Genomic DNA, 16,615 nt, shown 5'->3' on the forward strand with positions numbered 1-16,615 from the left:
ATAGGACTTGTTATATTGATTATTGTTAACTTAGTAAATATTATTAGAGGGCTTGTTAATATTTGGCATGAACAGAGAGGATGAATTATTCTTATCGCATAAAGGAGTTATACAATGAATATAGAATTTAAAAGAGCAGATATATATGATGTTGATGAACTTATTAATATACAAAATCAAAGTTTCTATGCTGACTATATTAAATATGGTGAATGTCCTGGATATAATCATTCTAAAGAAAGCATGACAAATATTATTTTAAATAGAATAACCTATAAAATAATTTGTGATAATCAAATAGTAGGTGACATTATTATTAAAGATAACCATGACGACACCTACTATCTTGGAGGGCTTTGTGTAATACCGGACTATGAGAATAAAGGAATAGGACAAGAAGCTATGAAGTTTATTGAAAAACAATTTCCTAGTGCAGCTATTTGGACTTTGGAAACACCTGCTAATAAGAAAAGGAATCATTATTTCTATAAGAAAATGGGATACAATATTGTAAAAGAATATATGGATGGTTCAGTTAAAATAGTTTTATTTGAAAAGAAGATGAGTCTAGTAAAATAAGAAGTAAGGATATTTATAGAGCGATTTTTTGATATAGAGATAATAATGTGATAATTTACAATTTATTGAAAAAGAAATGAGGGGTTTAATGTATAGTATCGGTAAATTATGTAAAGAATACAATCTTTCACGAAGTACTCTTTTATATTATGATTCAATTGGGATACTGAAGGCTTCAGAGAGAACAAAATCAAATTATAGAATATACTCAGAAGAAGATAAGGAGAGATTAGGCCAAATTTGTTTATATAGAGAAGCAGGAGTGTCTTTAGAGGAAATTAAAGAATTACTTAATTCAAAGAAAAAAAGTGAGGAAAATATACTAAAAAAGCGATTAATTCAACTAAATAATGAATTGCATATATTGAGACTACAGCAGAAAATTATTGTAAAAATTCTAAAAAGTAAAAGCTTTAATAGTAAAGTGCTAATGATGAATAAAAAAAATCTTGTTTCAATATTGAAATCTTCTGGCATAAAGGAAGAGTCACTTCATAATTTACATGTTGAATTTGAAAGAATGTCTCCACATGAACATCAAATTTTTCTGGAATTTCTAGGTATTGATGAGGAGGAAATTAAGTGTATCAGAAGCAAAGCAAAAACAGAAATTAATAAATTATTGTAATAACATATATATTGACCTGACTATAGCTTTATAGTTTATTGTTTTCTATAGAGAAATAGAAAGGTCGTGAAAAAATGGACAGTAAAATTTTTATCAATAGGAATTTTTTATCGCTGTGGCTTGGAAAAGTTATATCACAATTAGGGGATAAATTCTATGCTATAGCATTAGCGTGGTGGATTTTACAAAAAACCAATTCACCTAAAGTAATGGGCTTATTTTTATTAATATCAGTATTACCTGGATTGATATTTGGATTTTTTGCCGGTGCATTAGTAGACAGATGGAATCGAAAATATGTAATAATTATAACAGATATAATTAGAGGGTTACTGGTTATTTTAATAGTATGTTTATCTATATTTAAATTGCTTCAAGTATGGCATGTATTTGTTATTGGAGCGTCCATTTCTTTTATAACTTCTTTTTTCGATCCTGCAATACAATCAATTGTTCCGCAAATAGTAGATAAAGAAAGATTAAATGAAGCAAATTCAATGAGCCAAATGGTAAATGGAATTTGTACCGTTCTTGGACCAATGTTCGGAGCAGTTGCTATTAGCTGGTTTGGGCTAACTTATGTTTTTTTGCTTAATGGAATTTCATATTTTATATCTGCCATCCTAGAAAATATGATAATTTTAAAATCTAATTATAGGATTAGTGATGAAACGAATAACATATGGATAGATATGAAAGAAGGTATACTTTTTCTAAAAAATAAGCAACAAATTTTAAGGGTAATAATTATTATTGCTATTGCTCATTTCTTTTTAGGCAGCCTAATGGTTCTTTTGCCTTTCTTAGCCAAAAATCTTAATGGTAATGGAGTTCAAAATTTAGGTTATATGCAAGCAATATTGGGTTTAGGTTTACTTTTAGGTTCAATATATATAAGAGGAAAGAAAAACGATACAATAAGTGAATACTATCTTATCAATCTAATAATGTTTGTAGGAATATGTTTCTTAGGAATTGGTATTGAACAGTTTATTATGATTAAAACAATAATACCATATATGATTGCTTTAATATTGATTGGAGGAAGCGTAGCTTGTGCTGTAGTTTTTTGGCAATTATTAATACAATTAAATACCCCAGATAATATGACAGGTAGAGTATTTAGTGTTTCTACACTTGTAGGTAATGTCTCACTTCCCATTGCCTATGGTACATTTGGTGTTTTGTTAAACTATAGTTCAATTATGAAATTAATGCTTTTTAGTGGATGTTGTTTAATAGTATTGTGCTGTGTTCTAATTTTTAGACTTAGGCTAAATAAGATTAAAGAAAGTATATTGAAATAATTAAGTATAAGAATATTATATAAAAATAAGAAAGTTATTATTATAAAAGTTATCTTTATATTATATAAAGATAATGGATATATTTATATAGTATTCTAATTATTATTTGATAATTTGTGAAAGGTACTATACTATTTAATGTATAAGATATTTAGATATTAATGATAAATAGTAAGTCATGGTGCTTTGATGTGGTATTTAAGAAAAGCACTTTTATCTAAAGGATTTAATGCTCAAAGCTTTACTAAAGCTAAAAATGTATATCTGTATATTTTTGAAAAGTAGATTTGTATATAATGCTATGGAGAGATGAACAAATGAAAGTAAAAAAGATATTAACTCGTTTATATGTAAATGATATAAATCCAGCTATAGAATTTTATAAAAAATTGTTAAATCAAGATTGCAATTTAAGATTTAAGTATACTGAGATGAATCTAGAATTAGCACAAATAGGAAATATTTTGATCTTAGGGGGTACTGATGAAGCTTTAAAACCATTTAAGGATACAAAGGTGACTTTTTTAGTGGATTCTGTTAAAGAATTCAGAGAATTCTTATTAAAAAATAATGCCGTAATTATTAGAGACTTAAAAGAGGTTCCAACAGGAATGAATATAACTGTAAAACATTTAGATGGTACTATAGTTGAATATGTTGAACATAAAAAGATTAATGAATAATTTTCTTGAAAATTTTTATGATAGTGAAAGGATAGAAAAGTGTTAATAATTGTTATAGTAATTTTATTTTTTATATTGTTGGTATTTATCAATTTATTTCCTTTGTTGTTTTATAAAAAACCTTTAATTGAATTAAAACAAGATAAATTTGATAGTATTATTATTTTAGGATATCCTGCAACAAAAGATGGAAGACCATCACCAATAATGCGTGAAAGAGTTATTAAAGCTGTTGAACTATTTAATAAAGGGTATGCAAAATACATTATTTGTTCTGGTGGAAGTGTTCATAATAAATATAGAGAAGCAGATATAATGATTAACCTTGCGGAATCATTGGGAGTTCCTGAGAGTTCGCTTATAAAAGAGGATAAATCAATAAATACCTATGGAAACATAATTAATTCCATTGCAATAATGAAAAAAAGAAAGTGGTTATCAGCAATAGTAGTTACATCACCTTGGCATTTAAAACGTTCTAATTACCTATTATCAAAATTTGATATAACATATGCAATGAAAAAATCAGCTTATCCAAAAGAATTTTCTATTTTATTTATTATGGTAATATATCTCTTTGAAAATTATACTATGACTAAAAATAAAATTATTTTTTATTAGACGATGATACTTATACAGAAGTGATTATTAAAAGGCCCGGATTAAGGTGACAAAATAGTTGTATAAAAGGAGATGGTGATTATGGTACAGCTTAAAGAAGGAGTTTTAACTGCAGAATATTTTAATATTTTATCAGATTCAGTTGGTTGGGGTTATGTGCCTGTTAATCAATTAAAAAAGGCAATTGAAAATTCATTATATACAGTATGCGCTTTTGATAATAACAATATAATAGCGATGGGTAGACTTTGTGGTGATGACAGCTTATTTTATTATATAAAGGATGTTGCAGTTTTACCTAAATACCAGCATAAAGGCATCGGAAATTTAATCTTAAAAAATATGTTGTCTTTTATAAAACAAAGAACTCCAAAAGATTGGAAAGTAAGTGTTGAACTAATTAGCTCAAAGAATAAAGAAGGATTTTACAAAAAGTTTGGATTTGAGCTAAGACCATCAGAATATGATGGTGCAGGAATGTTTTTAATGATTAAAGATGACTAAATCTGAATAGTATAACAAAGTCAAAATTAGAAAATGGACAAATTATAGATATTGTGAGATAAGTGTTGAAAATGAGGTGAAAGTAAAAGCAGTTTTTGAATTAGAGGATTTTAAATAATCAAATAAAGAAGGGAAGTTCTATGTCAAAAAAATCGTTAGCATTTAATAATAAAAAAATCAAAGCTATTCTAATAGATTCTGGCAGAGTATTAAATGGACCGGTTACGGGCAGTTGGTTTATAACCCCTAATTTCTTTAATTATGTGGATAGAAAAAAGTTTAATTCCATATCAGCTTCACAAAGGAGAAAAGCACTTAGTAAAGCGGGTGAATACATCAGTAAGCAGAATTTAATTGTAAATGAAGAGGAAGAATATGCACATTTTTTTGAATATTATAATATATTTTCAAAGAGCTTACCACAATTAAATTTAAAGGAGGAGTATGTGAAATCTATTGCCAGAGATTTAGTATATAATTATAACAAGTATGCATTTTTCAAAGATGGTATTGAACTTATACCTAAACTAAGTAAAAAGTATAAGTTGGCAGTGGTGTCAGATGCTTGGCCATCACTGGAGAATGTATTTATAAATGCTAATCTAAGAGAGTATTTCTCCTCTTTTGTTATATCTTCAATAAAGGGTGTAACTAAACCTGATGAATTAATGTATAAAACAGCCCTTGAAGAATTAGATGTTTCACCTGAAGAAGCTATATTCATTGATGATAGCATAAAAAATTGTGATGGAGCAATAAATCTTGGTATTAAATCTTTTGTACTATGCAGAGATTGGAGATTGTATATATACAATAAATTTGCCTATAGAAATTATAGTATAATTAAAAATTTCTATGCTATTGATAAGATTTTAGGTTAGTTAAATACTTGGGAAAAGTGAACTCGTTTCAGTAATATTTAATTCATAAGGGCAAATTTAATGACTGCATTATGTATGCGCTTATACGAAATGAATTAATATAATATGGAGGAAGTTAAATTGAATAATATAGTTACAGATAGATTAATTATTATAAAATTTAATGAAGCAGATTGGAAAGATATATATGAATATTTATCAAATGAGACGGTAGTAAAATATGAGCCTTATAATGTTTATACTGAGTCAGAAGCTAGAAAAGAAGCAATAAATAGAGCAAAAAGTGAATTTTTTTATGCTGTATGTTTAAAAGAAGTTGATAAACTCATAGGGAACTTGTATTTAGCTAAAGGAGATTTTAGCACATGGGAAATAGGATATGTATTTAATCTAAATTATTGGGGAAAAGGTTATGCAACAGAAAGTGTAAAAGCATTGATAAATAAAGCTTTTTCACAATTAGATGCAAGACGTATTGTGGCAATGTGTAATCCTTTAAATGAACATTCGTGGAAATTATTAGAAAGAATTGGCATGAGGCGTGAAGGAACTCTTCTTAAAAATATATATTTTAAGAAAGATATTAATGGAGAACCCTTATGGGCAGATACCTATGAGTACGGAATTTTAAAGTCGGAGTGGATAACAAATGACTAAATTTAATCTATATTAATTTATAAATTTTTTATGTCATGGAGCAAGAGTAATTGGATGTGAACTATAGAAGGATGATAAAATTTGGAAAAATGAATATCTAGATTTTATGAAAAATGAGTATTCAGATAGAAGAGAAGCTTTTTTAGAAAAATGGAAATATTTTAAAAGAAAAAGGAATTATAAAATAATAAGAACAAAGAAATTTAATGAAAAGTGAAGATTAGATTATATGAAGTATGAATGGCTTGACCAGTATTGTTTATTGAAGAAACGTGCTGAAAAAGATTTTAAAATAGAATGGGAAGCGGTGAGATATCTTATCGTGAGCAAAATGTTTGCAATGGAGGGGAATATGTATAAAAGGAGAAATTAATTATGAAATATAAAATATATATTGTAGAAGATGATTTATCAATCAGTACTTTATTACAAGAATATATAAACAAATATGATTTTGAGTCAAGAGCAACAGAGGACTTTGAAGATATAATGGAAGGCTTTAATGAGTATAATCCGGATTTAGTATTGTTAGATGTTAATTTACCTAGATTTGATGGATTCTATTGGTGCAGAAAGATAAGACAACAATCAAAAATTCCTATAATATTTATATCTGCAAGAGATAGCGGAATGGATCAGGTGATGGCTTTAGAAAGTGGAGCAGATGATTATATAACCAAACCATTTTATTTTGATGTTGTTATTGCAAAAATAAAAAGTCATATAAGAAGAGCTTTTGGAGATTATGCTTCCAAGGTAGAAGAAAGAATAGTTGAAATTAATAGTCTTAAGTTCTATCCAGAAAGGTTAGAATTAGAGTTTAATAGTAAAAAATTAATTATTACTAAAAGGGAAAGTATACTTTTAGAATGTCTTATGGAAAAGTATCCCAAAGTAGTTAGTAGAGATTTTCTTTTAGAAAAGATATGGGATGATATTGAGTTTGTAGAGGAAAATACCTTGAGTGTAAACATTAGCAGAATAAGAAAAAGGTTAAAGATTTTAGGAATAGATGAAGGTATAGAAACTATAAGAGGAGCAGGTTATAAACTAAATAAAACCTGGTAGTGTGGAATAATATGAAATTATTTTTAAAATATAATAGAGGTTATATTTGTATATATTTATTAAGTTTAACTCTTACAATTATGTATTCTAATATTATGAGATTTATAGAACTTGATGAAATTATTTACATACTGCTGTTTAATACATTTATTCTAGTATGCTTTCTAGCTTTTAGGTATTATCAAAATATACAATTATATAGGTTGCTAAGAAATGGATTTACTTCTTTAAATGATACTTTCTTGGAACTGGGCAGTTCGGATTTAAGTCAAAATATTTCTGAAATATTAAAGAAGCAGCATAATTTATATGAAGCTGAAATACAAAAATGTAACAAAATTCATAATGAGCATTTAACTTTTATCAATCAATGGGTACATCAAATGAAGACACCTCTTTCTGTAATACAACTACAACTTCAAGCGTATGAAGGAGAAGAAAAGTATGAGAATATGCAGGAAGAGGTGAATAAGCTAAAGGAAGGCCTAAATATGGCAATGCATTTTGCAAGACTAGATTCTTTCAAAAAAGATTTTTTAGTAGAAAAGATTTTTTTAAAGAAGCTAGTTCGGGACGCAATAAATGAAGAAAAAAAGATTTTTATAAAAAATAAAATAATTCCCAGAGTTGAGATAGATGAAAGCATTGAGGTTTATAGTGATGTTAAGTGGTTAAAGTTTATATTAGGGCAGCTTATTATTAATGGTGTAAAGTATTCAACGGGTAAGGGAAAAGAATTAATTATAAAAGCCTTGGAAAATCAAAAAGAAATTAAATTAAAGGTTATTGATGAAGGAATAGGAATCCCTAGCAAAGATATTAAAAGAGTATTTGATCCATTTTTTACTGGAGAAAATGGACGTAAATATGGAGAAGCTACGGGGATGGGATTATATATAACTAAAGAAATATGCAAAAATTTAGGACATGTATTAGAGATTGAATCTGTTGTTAATGAAGGAACAAGGGTTACAATAAAGTTTAAAAGACAAATATAATGAATAGCAAATGAGATAGTTCAACTGTTTATTTGCTATTTTTATTTGTGCCATAAAAGCTTACATAGATGTCACATTACTGTAAGCTTTAGAGATAGCACCTTATACATTATAATTATAAACTATGTACAGAGTAATAATTTATTTGTATGAGGGGGAATAAGATATGGATTCAACATTTATATTAAAAGCAATTATAATTGCTATAGTAGAGGGATTAACTGAATTTATTCCGGTATCTTCTACAGGACACATGATATTAGTTGGATGGGCAATCGATTTTAGAGGAGAATTTGCTAAGATGTTTGAAGTTGTAATTCAACTTGGTGCAATAATGGCAGTAGTTGTTCTGTATTGGAAGAAGATTAAAGAGAGTATAGTAGAGTTCTTTAAGTTTATATTTACAAGGGGAAGAAAAGGAAAGACTGGTTTTAGATTTGGAATAAATGTTATCGCAGCATCTATTCCAATGGGAATTACAGGAGCATTGTTTTACGATAAAATAAAATCAAAATTTATACCAGAAGCTGTTATAGTAGGTTTTATAGTTGGAGGAGTATTGTTAATTATAATCGAAAAGGTATATATAAATAAGGCTCATAAAGTAGAAAGTATAGACAGTATAACTCCTGTACAAGTAATTACAATTGGTTTGTTACAACTGCTTGCTGTATGGCCAGGAATGTCAAGAAGTGCTTCTACAATAATGGGTGGATGGATTGCAGGATTATCAACACCAATAGCAGCAGAGTTTTCATTTTTCATAGCTATTCCAGCTATGATAGGGTCATCAGGAAAGGATTTATTTGAATTTGATTATTCTATAATGACACCTACATTATGGATTGCATTAATAGCTGGATTTATTGTGGCTTTTCTAGTAGCTTTGATTGTTATGAAAAAGTTTGTTGATTATCTGAAGAAGAAGCCAATGAAGATATTTGCAGTATATAGAATAGTAGTAGGCATTTTACTTGGGGTATTAGTATTAATTAAGATTATAACTTTAACAGAATAGGGGGAGCTTAAGAAGATGGAGATTTTAGAGGTAAAAAACTTAAGTAAGGTATATGGCAATAAAATAGTATTCAGTGCCTTAGATAATATAAGTTTCACCATAGAAGGAGGAGACTTTGTAGGTATAATGGGACCATCTGGAAGTGGAAAGACAACTCTATTAAATATGGTTTCAACAGTAGACAAACCAACATCAGGAGAAATAAGAATAAAAGATAAAAATCCTTTGAAGCTCAAGGGAGATAATCTGGCCCTGTTTAGAAGGAGAGAATTAGGATTTGTATTTCAAGATTTCAACTTGTTAGATACGTTAACAGTTGGCGAAAATATTGTACTTCCACTTACACTAGACGGAATATCAGTAAAATATCAGGATGAAGAACTTAATAGAATATCAAAAATACTTGGAATTGAGGAGCTGATAAACAAGAGAACTTTTGAAATATCAGGAGGAGAGGCTCAAAGGACAGCTATTGCGAGAGCGTTAATACACAGTCCTACTTTACTTTTGGCAGATGAGCCTACTGGTAATTTGGATTCAAAAGCAGCTAAAACTGTAATGGAATTATTAAAAAAAATAAACCAACAGGAAAAAGTAACTACAATGATGGTAACTCATGATCCCTTGTCAGCAAGCTATTGCAGCAGAATTTTATTTATAAAAGATGGTGCAATATATAATGAAATTTATAGAGGAGATAGCCGACAAAAGTTTTATCAGGAAATTATCGATGTGCTTGCATTATTGGGAGGGGAAACTAATGAATTTTAGAGAGTTTGCCACTAAAAATGTGCATAGAAATGCAAAAGCATATTTTGCCTATTTTTTAAGTAGTAGTATATCAGCAGCGTTATTATTTTCTTTTACCATGATTATATTTCATCCTGATTTTGTGGTACTTAAATTACCTCAGTACTTAAAAAATACATTTAATATGACAACAGTCATTGCCTACTTATTTTTATGTTTCTTTGTGTTCTATTCGGTAAGTGTCTTTCTTAAAAGCAGGTATAAGGAATTTGGAATACTTTATACACTGGGTTCATCAAAAAAACAAATACAGAGGATGATAAGCATTGAAAACATAATAATTAGTTCAGTATCGGCAATAGTAGGTATAATAATAGGAGTAGTTTTTTCAAAAATACTTTTAGCCGCTAGTGGGAAGTTGTTAGGATATAATGTACTAGGATTTTATCTTCCGATCAAAGCAATGCTAATTACCTTTATTGCTTTTGTAATGATAGGAATAGTAAATTCAGCATTATGTTCATTTATCATTAAAGAAGATAAAGTTTTAAGTTTACTTAAGGGAACTAAAAAACCTAGACCTGAACCAAAATCCTCTGTTATTCTTGTGATTATTTGTATTGGATTATTGACAATAGGATATTATCTATCAATCACAGCAAGTATGAAGACAATAACCTATAGGATAATACCTGTGACAATAATGGTCATTGCAGCAACATACTTTTTATTTTCTCAATTAAGCGTATTTGTAATAAAGTTACTTAAAAAAAATAGAAATTTATATATGAAGAAAACTACATTACTATGGGTATCAAATTTGCTATATAGAATAAAAAATAATACAAGAATGTTTTTCTTGATTACAATAACTTCAACAGTTGCCCTTACATCAATAGGAGCTGTATATGCTTATTGGCGGGATAAAGAGATACATATAAATAGAGATTTTCCTCAAGCATTTTTCTGTTCTAATAGAGAGAATAATAAGACCAGAGCTGATTTTATAGAATCATCACTGAAAAAGGAAGGAGTCGATTATACCAAGGTCAGGGACGAAATGAAGATTGTCATCCCAGAGGGTGATAAAGATGAAGTCATTGTAATTAAAGAAAATGTTTATAAACAATTAGCATCAACACTATCTTTAGATACTATTATTTTTAATAAAAATGAGACTGTAGTAGCGGCACCTTTAGTTGGATATGAAAGAAGAAAAATTATTTTAGACAATATAAAACTAGATGTTATTGGGAAAAGTGATAAAAGAGTAATTCCCACCTTATATGGGGATATATATGTAATTAAAGATAATGTATATGAAAAGATAAAAGGGGGTAAGATTTACTTTTGGGCATTTAATGTAAAGAATTATAAGGATACATTAAGTATATGTAAAAGTTATTATAATAACTTTGAAATTGATTCAAAAGGCACTCAAAATATTAGTTTGCTAAAAGCCCATATATTAGAAAGTACTAAAATAGCCTATGGAGTAATTCTATTTAGTACAATATTTATAGGACTTATCTTTTTTGTAACAACGGGAAGCTTCTTATATAACAAATGCTACATGGATATTTTAGAGGATAAAAAGAAATATAAGCAGTTAAATAAAATAGGACTAACCTATAAAGAAATAAAGAAGGTATTAACTATTGAGATAGGTATATTATTTTTATTTCCTTATATAATTGCTGTGGTACATTCCTTCTTTGCTCTTTCTGCATTAAAATATGCTTATGCAATAGAGATAACTGTAGCAGCATTTGTGGTGATGGGAAGTATGATGTTTGTTCAAATCATATATTTCATTATTATAAGAAAAACCTATTTAATTGAGATTAAGAAAAGTTTATTATAATTTTGAGTAATTGAAGTCTACGGTTAACTAATTACATATATGAAAAATGATAATGAAAATAAATTAGTAGTTGCAAGAGATCCTAATAAATATAATAAAGAATAGATTGAGGCACTTATAGAATTTCAGGAACGGTTTTTTAATATAGATAAATAACTTATTAATTTAATTGAGAGACCATTTTTATAATACTATAAAAATGTATTGGTTTTTTATGTTAAATACTAGAATATAGTAAAATATATGTTATAATTTCTATATCAGTATAATAATAAAATATCAGTAATATAGTAAATAGGGAGATGTAGGAACATGAAAATTGATATTGAAACAGCTAAAAAATATCTTAAAAATTCTAAGCAAGCTATTTTAGACGCTAAAAATTCAGTATTTACAGAGATGGAATTACAATCTGCTATTGATGAAATAATCCAAGATATAACACCAGAATTAAAGGGTAAAATATATATACTAAGGTCTACTTGGTTTGATGTTGGAAATGTGGTGACTTCGCAGAATTATTTAGATGAGGTAATAAAACCTTTTGTAAGAAAGATAAATAAAGAATTAAATTGGCGTATAGGCATACCTGCTGATATTATGGAAAGAGTATAATTAAAAAATACCGTATTATTCAAAATTGAATTTTACGGTATTTTTTATACTATACTAAGTCTAACGGTTAACAATGTTTTGTAAAATAAAATTAATATTACAATGTTAAGCTTTTTGTTTTAATAGAAAGAGTCTTATATGAAAATAGAAAAAAATACTATATTATATTTTTCTGGAACAGCAAACAGTTTTGGGTGGCAAAGGATATAAAAGGTGAGCTTGGAGAAGTTGATTTATGTAATATAGGTTCACCTATACATGAAAAAGAAATAAAAGTGAATGCAGTAATACTTGGAATAGTACACATTTTCAATTAGGAGATTTATTATGAATAAAAAACTTATAATAATCAATGGCACTATGGGGGTAGGTAAAACTGCAACCTGTAAAGAATTAAATAAGAAACTCTATAATTCAGTATGGCTTGATGGTGATTGGTGCTGGAGGATGAATCCTTTTATTGTTAATGATGAGAATAAAGCTATGGTTATAGATAATATAACCTATATGTTAAGAAATTTTCTTGTTAATTCATCCTGCAAGTACGTTATATTTAATTGGGTTATACATACCGAAGAAATTTTTAAGCTTATACTGCAAAGATTGAATGATTTAGAATTTGATCTTATAAAGATAACACTTATTTGTTCGGAAGAAATCCTTAAAAAGAGAATATTAAAGGATGTTCAGCTCAATTTGAGAGAGGACTCTGCTATTAGTACAAGTATTGAACGGCTCAAATTATATGAAAATATGGATACAGTAAAAATTGATACAACTGATAATTCAATATCAGAAACTGTAGATACAATAATGAAGATTATTGATAAATAATAAAATAAAAAAGATGAATAGTTTAATTTACTGAAAAAATATATTGTGATATATTGGAAGTAGTCATTTTATTATCAGATTAAATAATAGAATTAAGATATACTAAGACTATAGTTGAAGCAAGTTCTTAATTCAGGTGGGGATTCTTTTACCCCATCTGAATTTTAGAACTGCAAATGCATGGCTTACTTGGCGTCGAACTCCCACTTGAAGAAAAGTAGAGAACCAAAATCTTTTTTTGATTTTGTGTGAATCACTTTCACAGAGTGCAAGTAGAGAGCCCAAATTTTAATTTTGTGCGAATCACTTTCACAGAGTGCGTGGGAGACTTACGCCAAGTTAGTCAGGTTAAAATTGTAAGGAAGTGATGAAATGGGAGATAAAATAATAGATCTTAAAAGGGATGCTTATGAAAAATTATTAGAATGGAAAAATAATCACAATAATAAAGTGTTGCTAATAGAAGGTGCAAGGCAAGTAGGGAAAACTTATTTAGTGAAAAAATTTTCAAGGGAAAATTATAAGTATGTAATTTATATTAATCTATTAGAAGAAGCAGGAGAAGACTTACTTACAATTTATAATGTGATAAAACAAGAACGATTATCAGGAAAACTAGACAGGGAAAAAACTAATTCTCTAAAAGAAATGTTTAAAAGATTTTCTAATAATTTTAGAGATAGTGAAGAATGTATAATTATAATAGATGAAATACAGGAATCTTATAAAATTTATAATATGATAAGACAGTTTGCAAGAAAATTTAAGACTCATTTCATTATGACGGGAAGTTATTTAGGAAGAGTTGTAATGCAAAAAGAATTTTGGTCACCTATGGGAGATGTAGATTTTTTTGAAATAAAACCATTGTCATTTACAGAATTTATGGAGGCTCTCAATTTAACACATCTATATAAAGCATTAGATTTGTACGGAAATAGTGATAAAAAAGATTATCAATTAATTTATGATAAATATAAAGATTACTTAGAAGTTGGAGGATATCCAGAGATTGTATGCGAATATTTAACAAATCATAAAAAGAATATTAATGATTTGTTTGAAAAATTATTACGAATATTTTGTGAGGAGTCTTCTAGATATTTTGATGGGGATATACTTACAACTAGAGTATTTGAAGACTGCATAAGTGCAATAATAGAAATTTTGGCTAGAAGCAAAAAAGGTGTTAAAGAAAGCAGTTATACAGAAGAATTACAGCAAATTATAACAAAAAAGTATTCAAGTAATATTACAAAAGAAAATTGTAATAGAGTACTTCAATGGTTTTATACATCTAAATTCGTTAAAGATTGTGATAAGTTAATCGACTTTGATTTTACAAATATAAAGAAGCGTCAAAGATATTTTTTATCTGATGTAGGTATGGCAAATTTTGTTATGGAAAAGACAAATATATTGATGTCAGAATCTAATGGATTATTAAGTGAAACTTTTGTTTATAATTGCCTTTTAGATAAAATACCTACAATTCCTATGTTTGGAGTTTATGGTGATGGTGAGTTGGATTTTATATATAGAAATAGAGAAAATGGTCAAATTTATGGGATAGAAGTTAAGTCAGGCAAAAATCCAGGTAAGACTATAGTAAAATCATTAGCTAATGGGAAAATAGATTTTGCAGTTTATCTTAAAGGTTTAACACAAGGTGGAATTGCCAATAAAACCTATACAATTCCAATATTTTTGTTTCCAAGGTTTAAATTTACGTTCTAATTTATTTAAATTTAAAGCTGTAAAAATGAATATCTAGATTTTATTAAACATGAGTGTTTAGATAGAATAAATAAATTTTTAAAATATATACGGAGGGTCTTTATGAATACTGCAAAAACTAATGTTCCTAAGAATAGAATATTTTTTATTGATAACATAAGATTGATTATGATTATTATAGTAGTTTTAGTTCATACCAGTGTTACATATAGTGGAATTGGTAGTTGGTATTATGTTGAAAATAAATCAGTTGATACAGTATCAAAAGTTATATTTGCAATATTTAATACTTTTTCTCAGGCTTATTTTATGGGTTTTTTATTTTTAATAGCAGGTTATTTTATTCCTAAAGCTTATGATAAAAAAGGTGCAGGTAAATTTATTAAAAACAGACTTGTAAGACTTGGCATACCAGTAATAATTTATATCTTTGTTATTCATCCATTTATTGAATATTTCATTATGGGAGTTTTTCTTCATAAACCAGTACAAGCATTCAATCAATACTATATTAATTATATTAAGCCTGTTGGATTCTTAGGGAATACTGGTCCTTTATGGTTTGCTTTTGCATTATTAATTTTTACTTTATTTTATGATTTTGTGAGGGAGGCTTATAAGCAACCTGTTAAGTTAATAAAATATAAAAAATATCCTAGCCATTTTTCTATAATCCTTACAATAATCCTTATATCCTCTTTTAATTTCGTAGTAAGGATATTTGCACCAATTGGGACTTCAATTATGAATATGCAGTTATGTTTTTTCTCTCAATACGTAGTGCTTTTTATTATTGGGATTTTAGCATGTAAAAATAATTGGTTTTCAAACTTACCCTATAAATTTGGAGTTTTTTGGTTGAAAATAGGCTTAGTATTAGGATTATTATTATGGATATTAATAATGCTATTCACAGGTCCATTAGATGGTAAAGAATATGTAATACTTGGTGGATTTTATTGGCAGTCTGCAGTTTATGCATTTTGGGAGCAGTTAGTTTGTGCAGGAATGTGTTTGGGGCTGATTGTAATATTTAGAGATAAGTTTAACTATCAAGGCAAAGTTGTAAATTTTCTTTCACAAAATGCTTTTGGTGTATATGTTTTTCATGCTCCAATACTAATAGTAATATCCTTACTAATAAAGAATATTCATTTATACCCAGTAATCAAATTTATTATTGCAGCATTAATTGTATTGCCAATTACCTTCACTTTTAGTTATATAATAAGAAAAGTTCCTATTTTAAAGAAGCTTTTTTCATAAAAATATTAATTATAAATTACAAAAATTTAACCTATATTGGCAGGTAGTTTTTAGTATTGGTATTATTAAAGGTCTTTATAAGATTTTTTAAAACAGAAAATTAAGGATAATCAATACTTAGCTGGATTACATGACTAATTAAAGTTTATGTAATTTTGTGCATTAAAAATAATTTTAAATATAGGATAACAAATCAAATAAAAAATATCTATGGAGATGATATTATATGAAGTATGAATGGCTCGATCAGTATTGCCTATCTAAAAAATGTGCTGAAAAAGATTTTAAAATAGATTGGGAAGCGGTGAGATATCTTATAGGGGGTAAAATGTTTGCAATGCAGGGTGGAGATAAATATAAAAAATCAATTATTACTTTAAAATGTAAGCCTGAATTAGGACAAGCACTACGAAATGAATATGAACATATTATCCCGGGATATTATATGAATAAACAGCACTGGAACTCAGTATATTTGGAGGGAGATGTGCCGGATGATGTTTTAAAGCAAATGATAGATATGTCCTATGAACTGGCATTAAGCTCTTTTAGTAAAAAAATGCAAAAAGAGATTCTTCAAGTAGATAAAAATGATTAATTCTATA

The 16,615-nt window shown here is 27.6% G+C and carries 19 protein-coding genes; all 19 read left to right on the top strand.

The window, feature by feature from the left end; translation table 11 throughout:
- Window positions 1-114 precede the first annotated feature (114 nt).
- The 19 genes from CLPA_RS04690 (at window position 115) to CLPA_RS04780 (ending at window position 16,608) form a co-directional block, all read left to right on the top strand.
- Window positions 115-579 (top strand): GNAT family N-acetyltransferase, encoded by a 465-nt coding sequence (locus CLPA_RS04690; RefSeq protein WP_003444812.1) that lies wholly within the window; start codon window positions 115-117, stop codon window positions 577-579.
- A gap of 88 nt (window positions 580-667) precedes the next feature.
- The gene (locus tag CLPA_RS04695; RefSeq protein WP_003444811.1) at window positions 668-1,207 is read left to right on the top strand and encodes a MerR family transcriptional regulator; all 540 of its coding nucleotides are present in this window, start codon (window positions 668-670) and stop codon (window positions 1,205-1,207) included.
- 74 nt (window positions 1,208-1,281) lie between these two features.
- A complete protein-coding gene (locus tag CLPA_RS04700; RefSeq protein WP_003444809.1) occupies window positions 1,282-2,514 on the top strand; it encodes an MFS transporter in 1,233 nt (410 codons plus the stop codon).
- Between the two features lie 317 nt (window positions 2,515-2,831).
- On the top strand, window positions 2,832-3,197 hold the full coding sequence (locus CLPA_RS04705) for a VOC family protein (protein ID WP_003444807.1): 366 nt from the start codon (window positions 2,832-2,834) through the stop codon (window positions 3,195-3,197).
- A gap of 39 nt (window positions 3,198-3,236) precedes the next feature.
- On the top strand, window positions 3,237-3,818 hold the full coding sequence (locus CLPA_RS04710) for a YdcF family protein (RefSeq protein WP_003444805.1): 582 nt from the start codon (window positions 3,237-3,239) through the stop codon (window positions 3,816-3,818).
- 81 nt (window positions 3,819-3,899) lie between these two features.
- Window positions 3,900-4,322, top strand: coding sequence for a GNAT family N-acetyltransferase (locus CLPA_RS04715; protein ID WP_003444803.1), 423 nt, complete (start codon window positions 3,900-3,902; stop codon window positions 4,320-4,322).
- 140 nt (window positions 4,323-4,462) lie between these two features.
- Window positions 4,463-5,203, top strand: coding sequence for an HAD-IA family hydrolase (locus tag CLPA_RS04720; RefSeq protein ID WP_003444802.1), 741 nt, complete (start codon window positions 4,463-4,465; stop codon window positions 5,201-5,203).
- Window positions 5,204-5,323: 120 nt separating this feature from the next.
- The gene (locus CLPA_RS04725) at window positions 5,324-5,860 is read left to right on the top strand and encodes a GNAT family N-acetyltransferase (RefSeq protein ID WP_003444801.1); all 537 of its coding nucleotides are present in this window, start codon (window positions 5,324-5,326) and stop codon (window positions 5,858-5,860) included.
- Between the two features lie 375 nt (window positions 5,861-6,235).
- Window positions 6,236-6,928, top strand: coding sequence for a response regulator transcription factor (locus tag CLPA_RS04735; RefSeq protein WP_003444799.1), 693 nt, complete (start codon window positions 6,236-6,238; stop codon window positions 6,926-6,928).
- Between the two features lie 11 nt (window positions 6,929-6,939).
- Window positions 6,940-7,926 carry a sensor histidine kinase gene (locus CLPA_RS04740; protein ID WP_003444798.1) on the top strand — a complete coding sequence of 329 codons (987 nt, stop codon included), beginning with the start codon at window positions 6,940-6,942 and terminating at the stop codon, window positions 7,924-7,926.
- A 166-nt stretch (window positions 7,927-8,092) separates the two neighbouring features.
- Entirely contained in the window at window positions 8,093-8,944 is an 852-nt protein-coding gene (locus CLPA_RS04745) for an undecaprenyl-diphosphate phosphatase (RefSeq protein WP_003444797.1), read from the top strand.
- Between the two features lie 15 nt (window positions 8,945-8,959).
- Window positions 8,960-9,715, top strand: a complete 756-nt coding sequence (locus CLPA_RS04750; RefSeq protein ID WP_003444791.1) for an ABC transporter ATP-binding protein — start codon at window positions 8,960-8,962, stop codon at window positions 9,713-9,715.
- Window positions 9,705-11,558, top strand: a complete 1,854-nt coding sequence (locus CLPA_RS04755) for an FtsX-like permease family protein (RefSeq protein ID WP_003444789.1) — start codon at window positions 9,705-9,707, stop codon at window positions 11,556-11,558. Before CLPA_RS04750 ends, CLPA_RS04755 begins: the two co-directional genes overlap by 11 nt.
- 312 nt (window positions 11,559-11,870) lie before the next feature.
- Window positions 11,871-12,173 (top strand): hypothetical protein, encoded by a 303-nt coding sequence (locus CLPA_RS04760; RefSeq protein WP_003444788.1) that lies wholly within the window; start codon window positions 11,871-11,873, stop codon window positions 12,171-12,173.
- A gap of 194 nt (window positions 12,174-12,367) precedes the next feature.
- Window positions 12,368-12,490 (top strand): hypothetical protein, encoded by a 123-nt coding sequence (locus CLPA_RS21860; protein WP_257786229.1) that lies wholly within the window; start codon window positions 12,368-12,370, stop codon window positions 12,488-12,490.
- A gap of 10 nt (window positions 12,491-12,500) precedes the next feature.
- Entirely contained in the window at window positions 12,501-13,007 is a 507-nt protein-coding gene (locus tag CLPA_RS04765; RefSeq protein WP_003444786.1) for an AAA family ATPase, read from the top strand.
- A 372-nt stretch (window positions 13,008-13,379) separates the two neighbouring features.
- Complete coding sequence (locus tag CLPA_RS04770) at window positions 13,380-14,744, top strand: AAA family ATPase (RefSeq protein ID WP_003444784.1); 1,365 nt, start codon at window positions 13,380-13,382, stop codon at window positions 14,742-14,744.
- Between the two features lie 102 nt (window positions 14,745-14,846).
- The gene (locus tag CLPA_RS04775; RefSeq protein WP_003444781.1) at window positions 14,847-16,010 is read left to right on the top strand and encodes an acyltransferase family protein; all 1,164 of its coding nucleotides are present in this window, start codon (window positions 14,847-14,849) and stop codon (window positions 16,008-16,010) included.
- Between the two features lie 226 nt (window positions 16,011-16,236).
- Window positions 16,237-16,608: an MmcQ/YjbR family DNA-binding protein gene (locus CLPA_RS04780; protein ID WP_003444779.1), complete on the top strand. Its 372-nt coding sequence runs from the start codon at window positions 16,237-16,239 to the stop codon at window positions 16,606-16,608.
- Window positions 16,609-16,615: the final 7 nt, after the last annotated feature.

Origin of the sequence: Clostridium pasteurianum DSM 525 = ATCC 6013 (genome assembly GCF_000807255.1) — a bacterium.
GTDB lineage: Bacteria > Bacillota > Clostridia > Clostridiales > Clostridiaceae > Clostridium_I > Clostridium_I pasteurianum.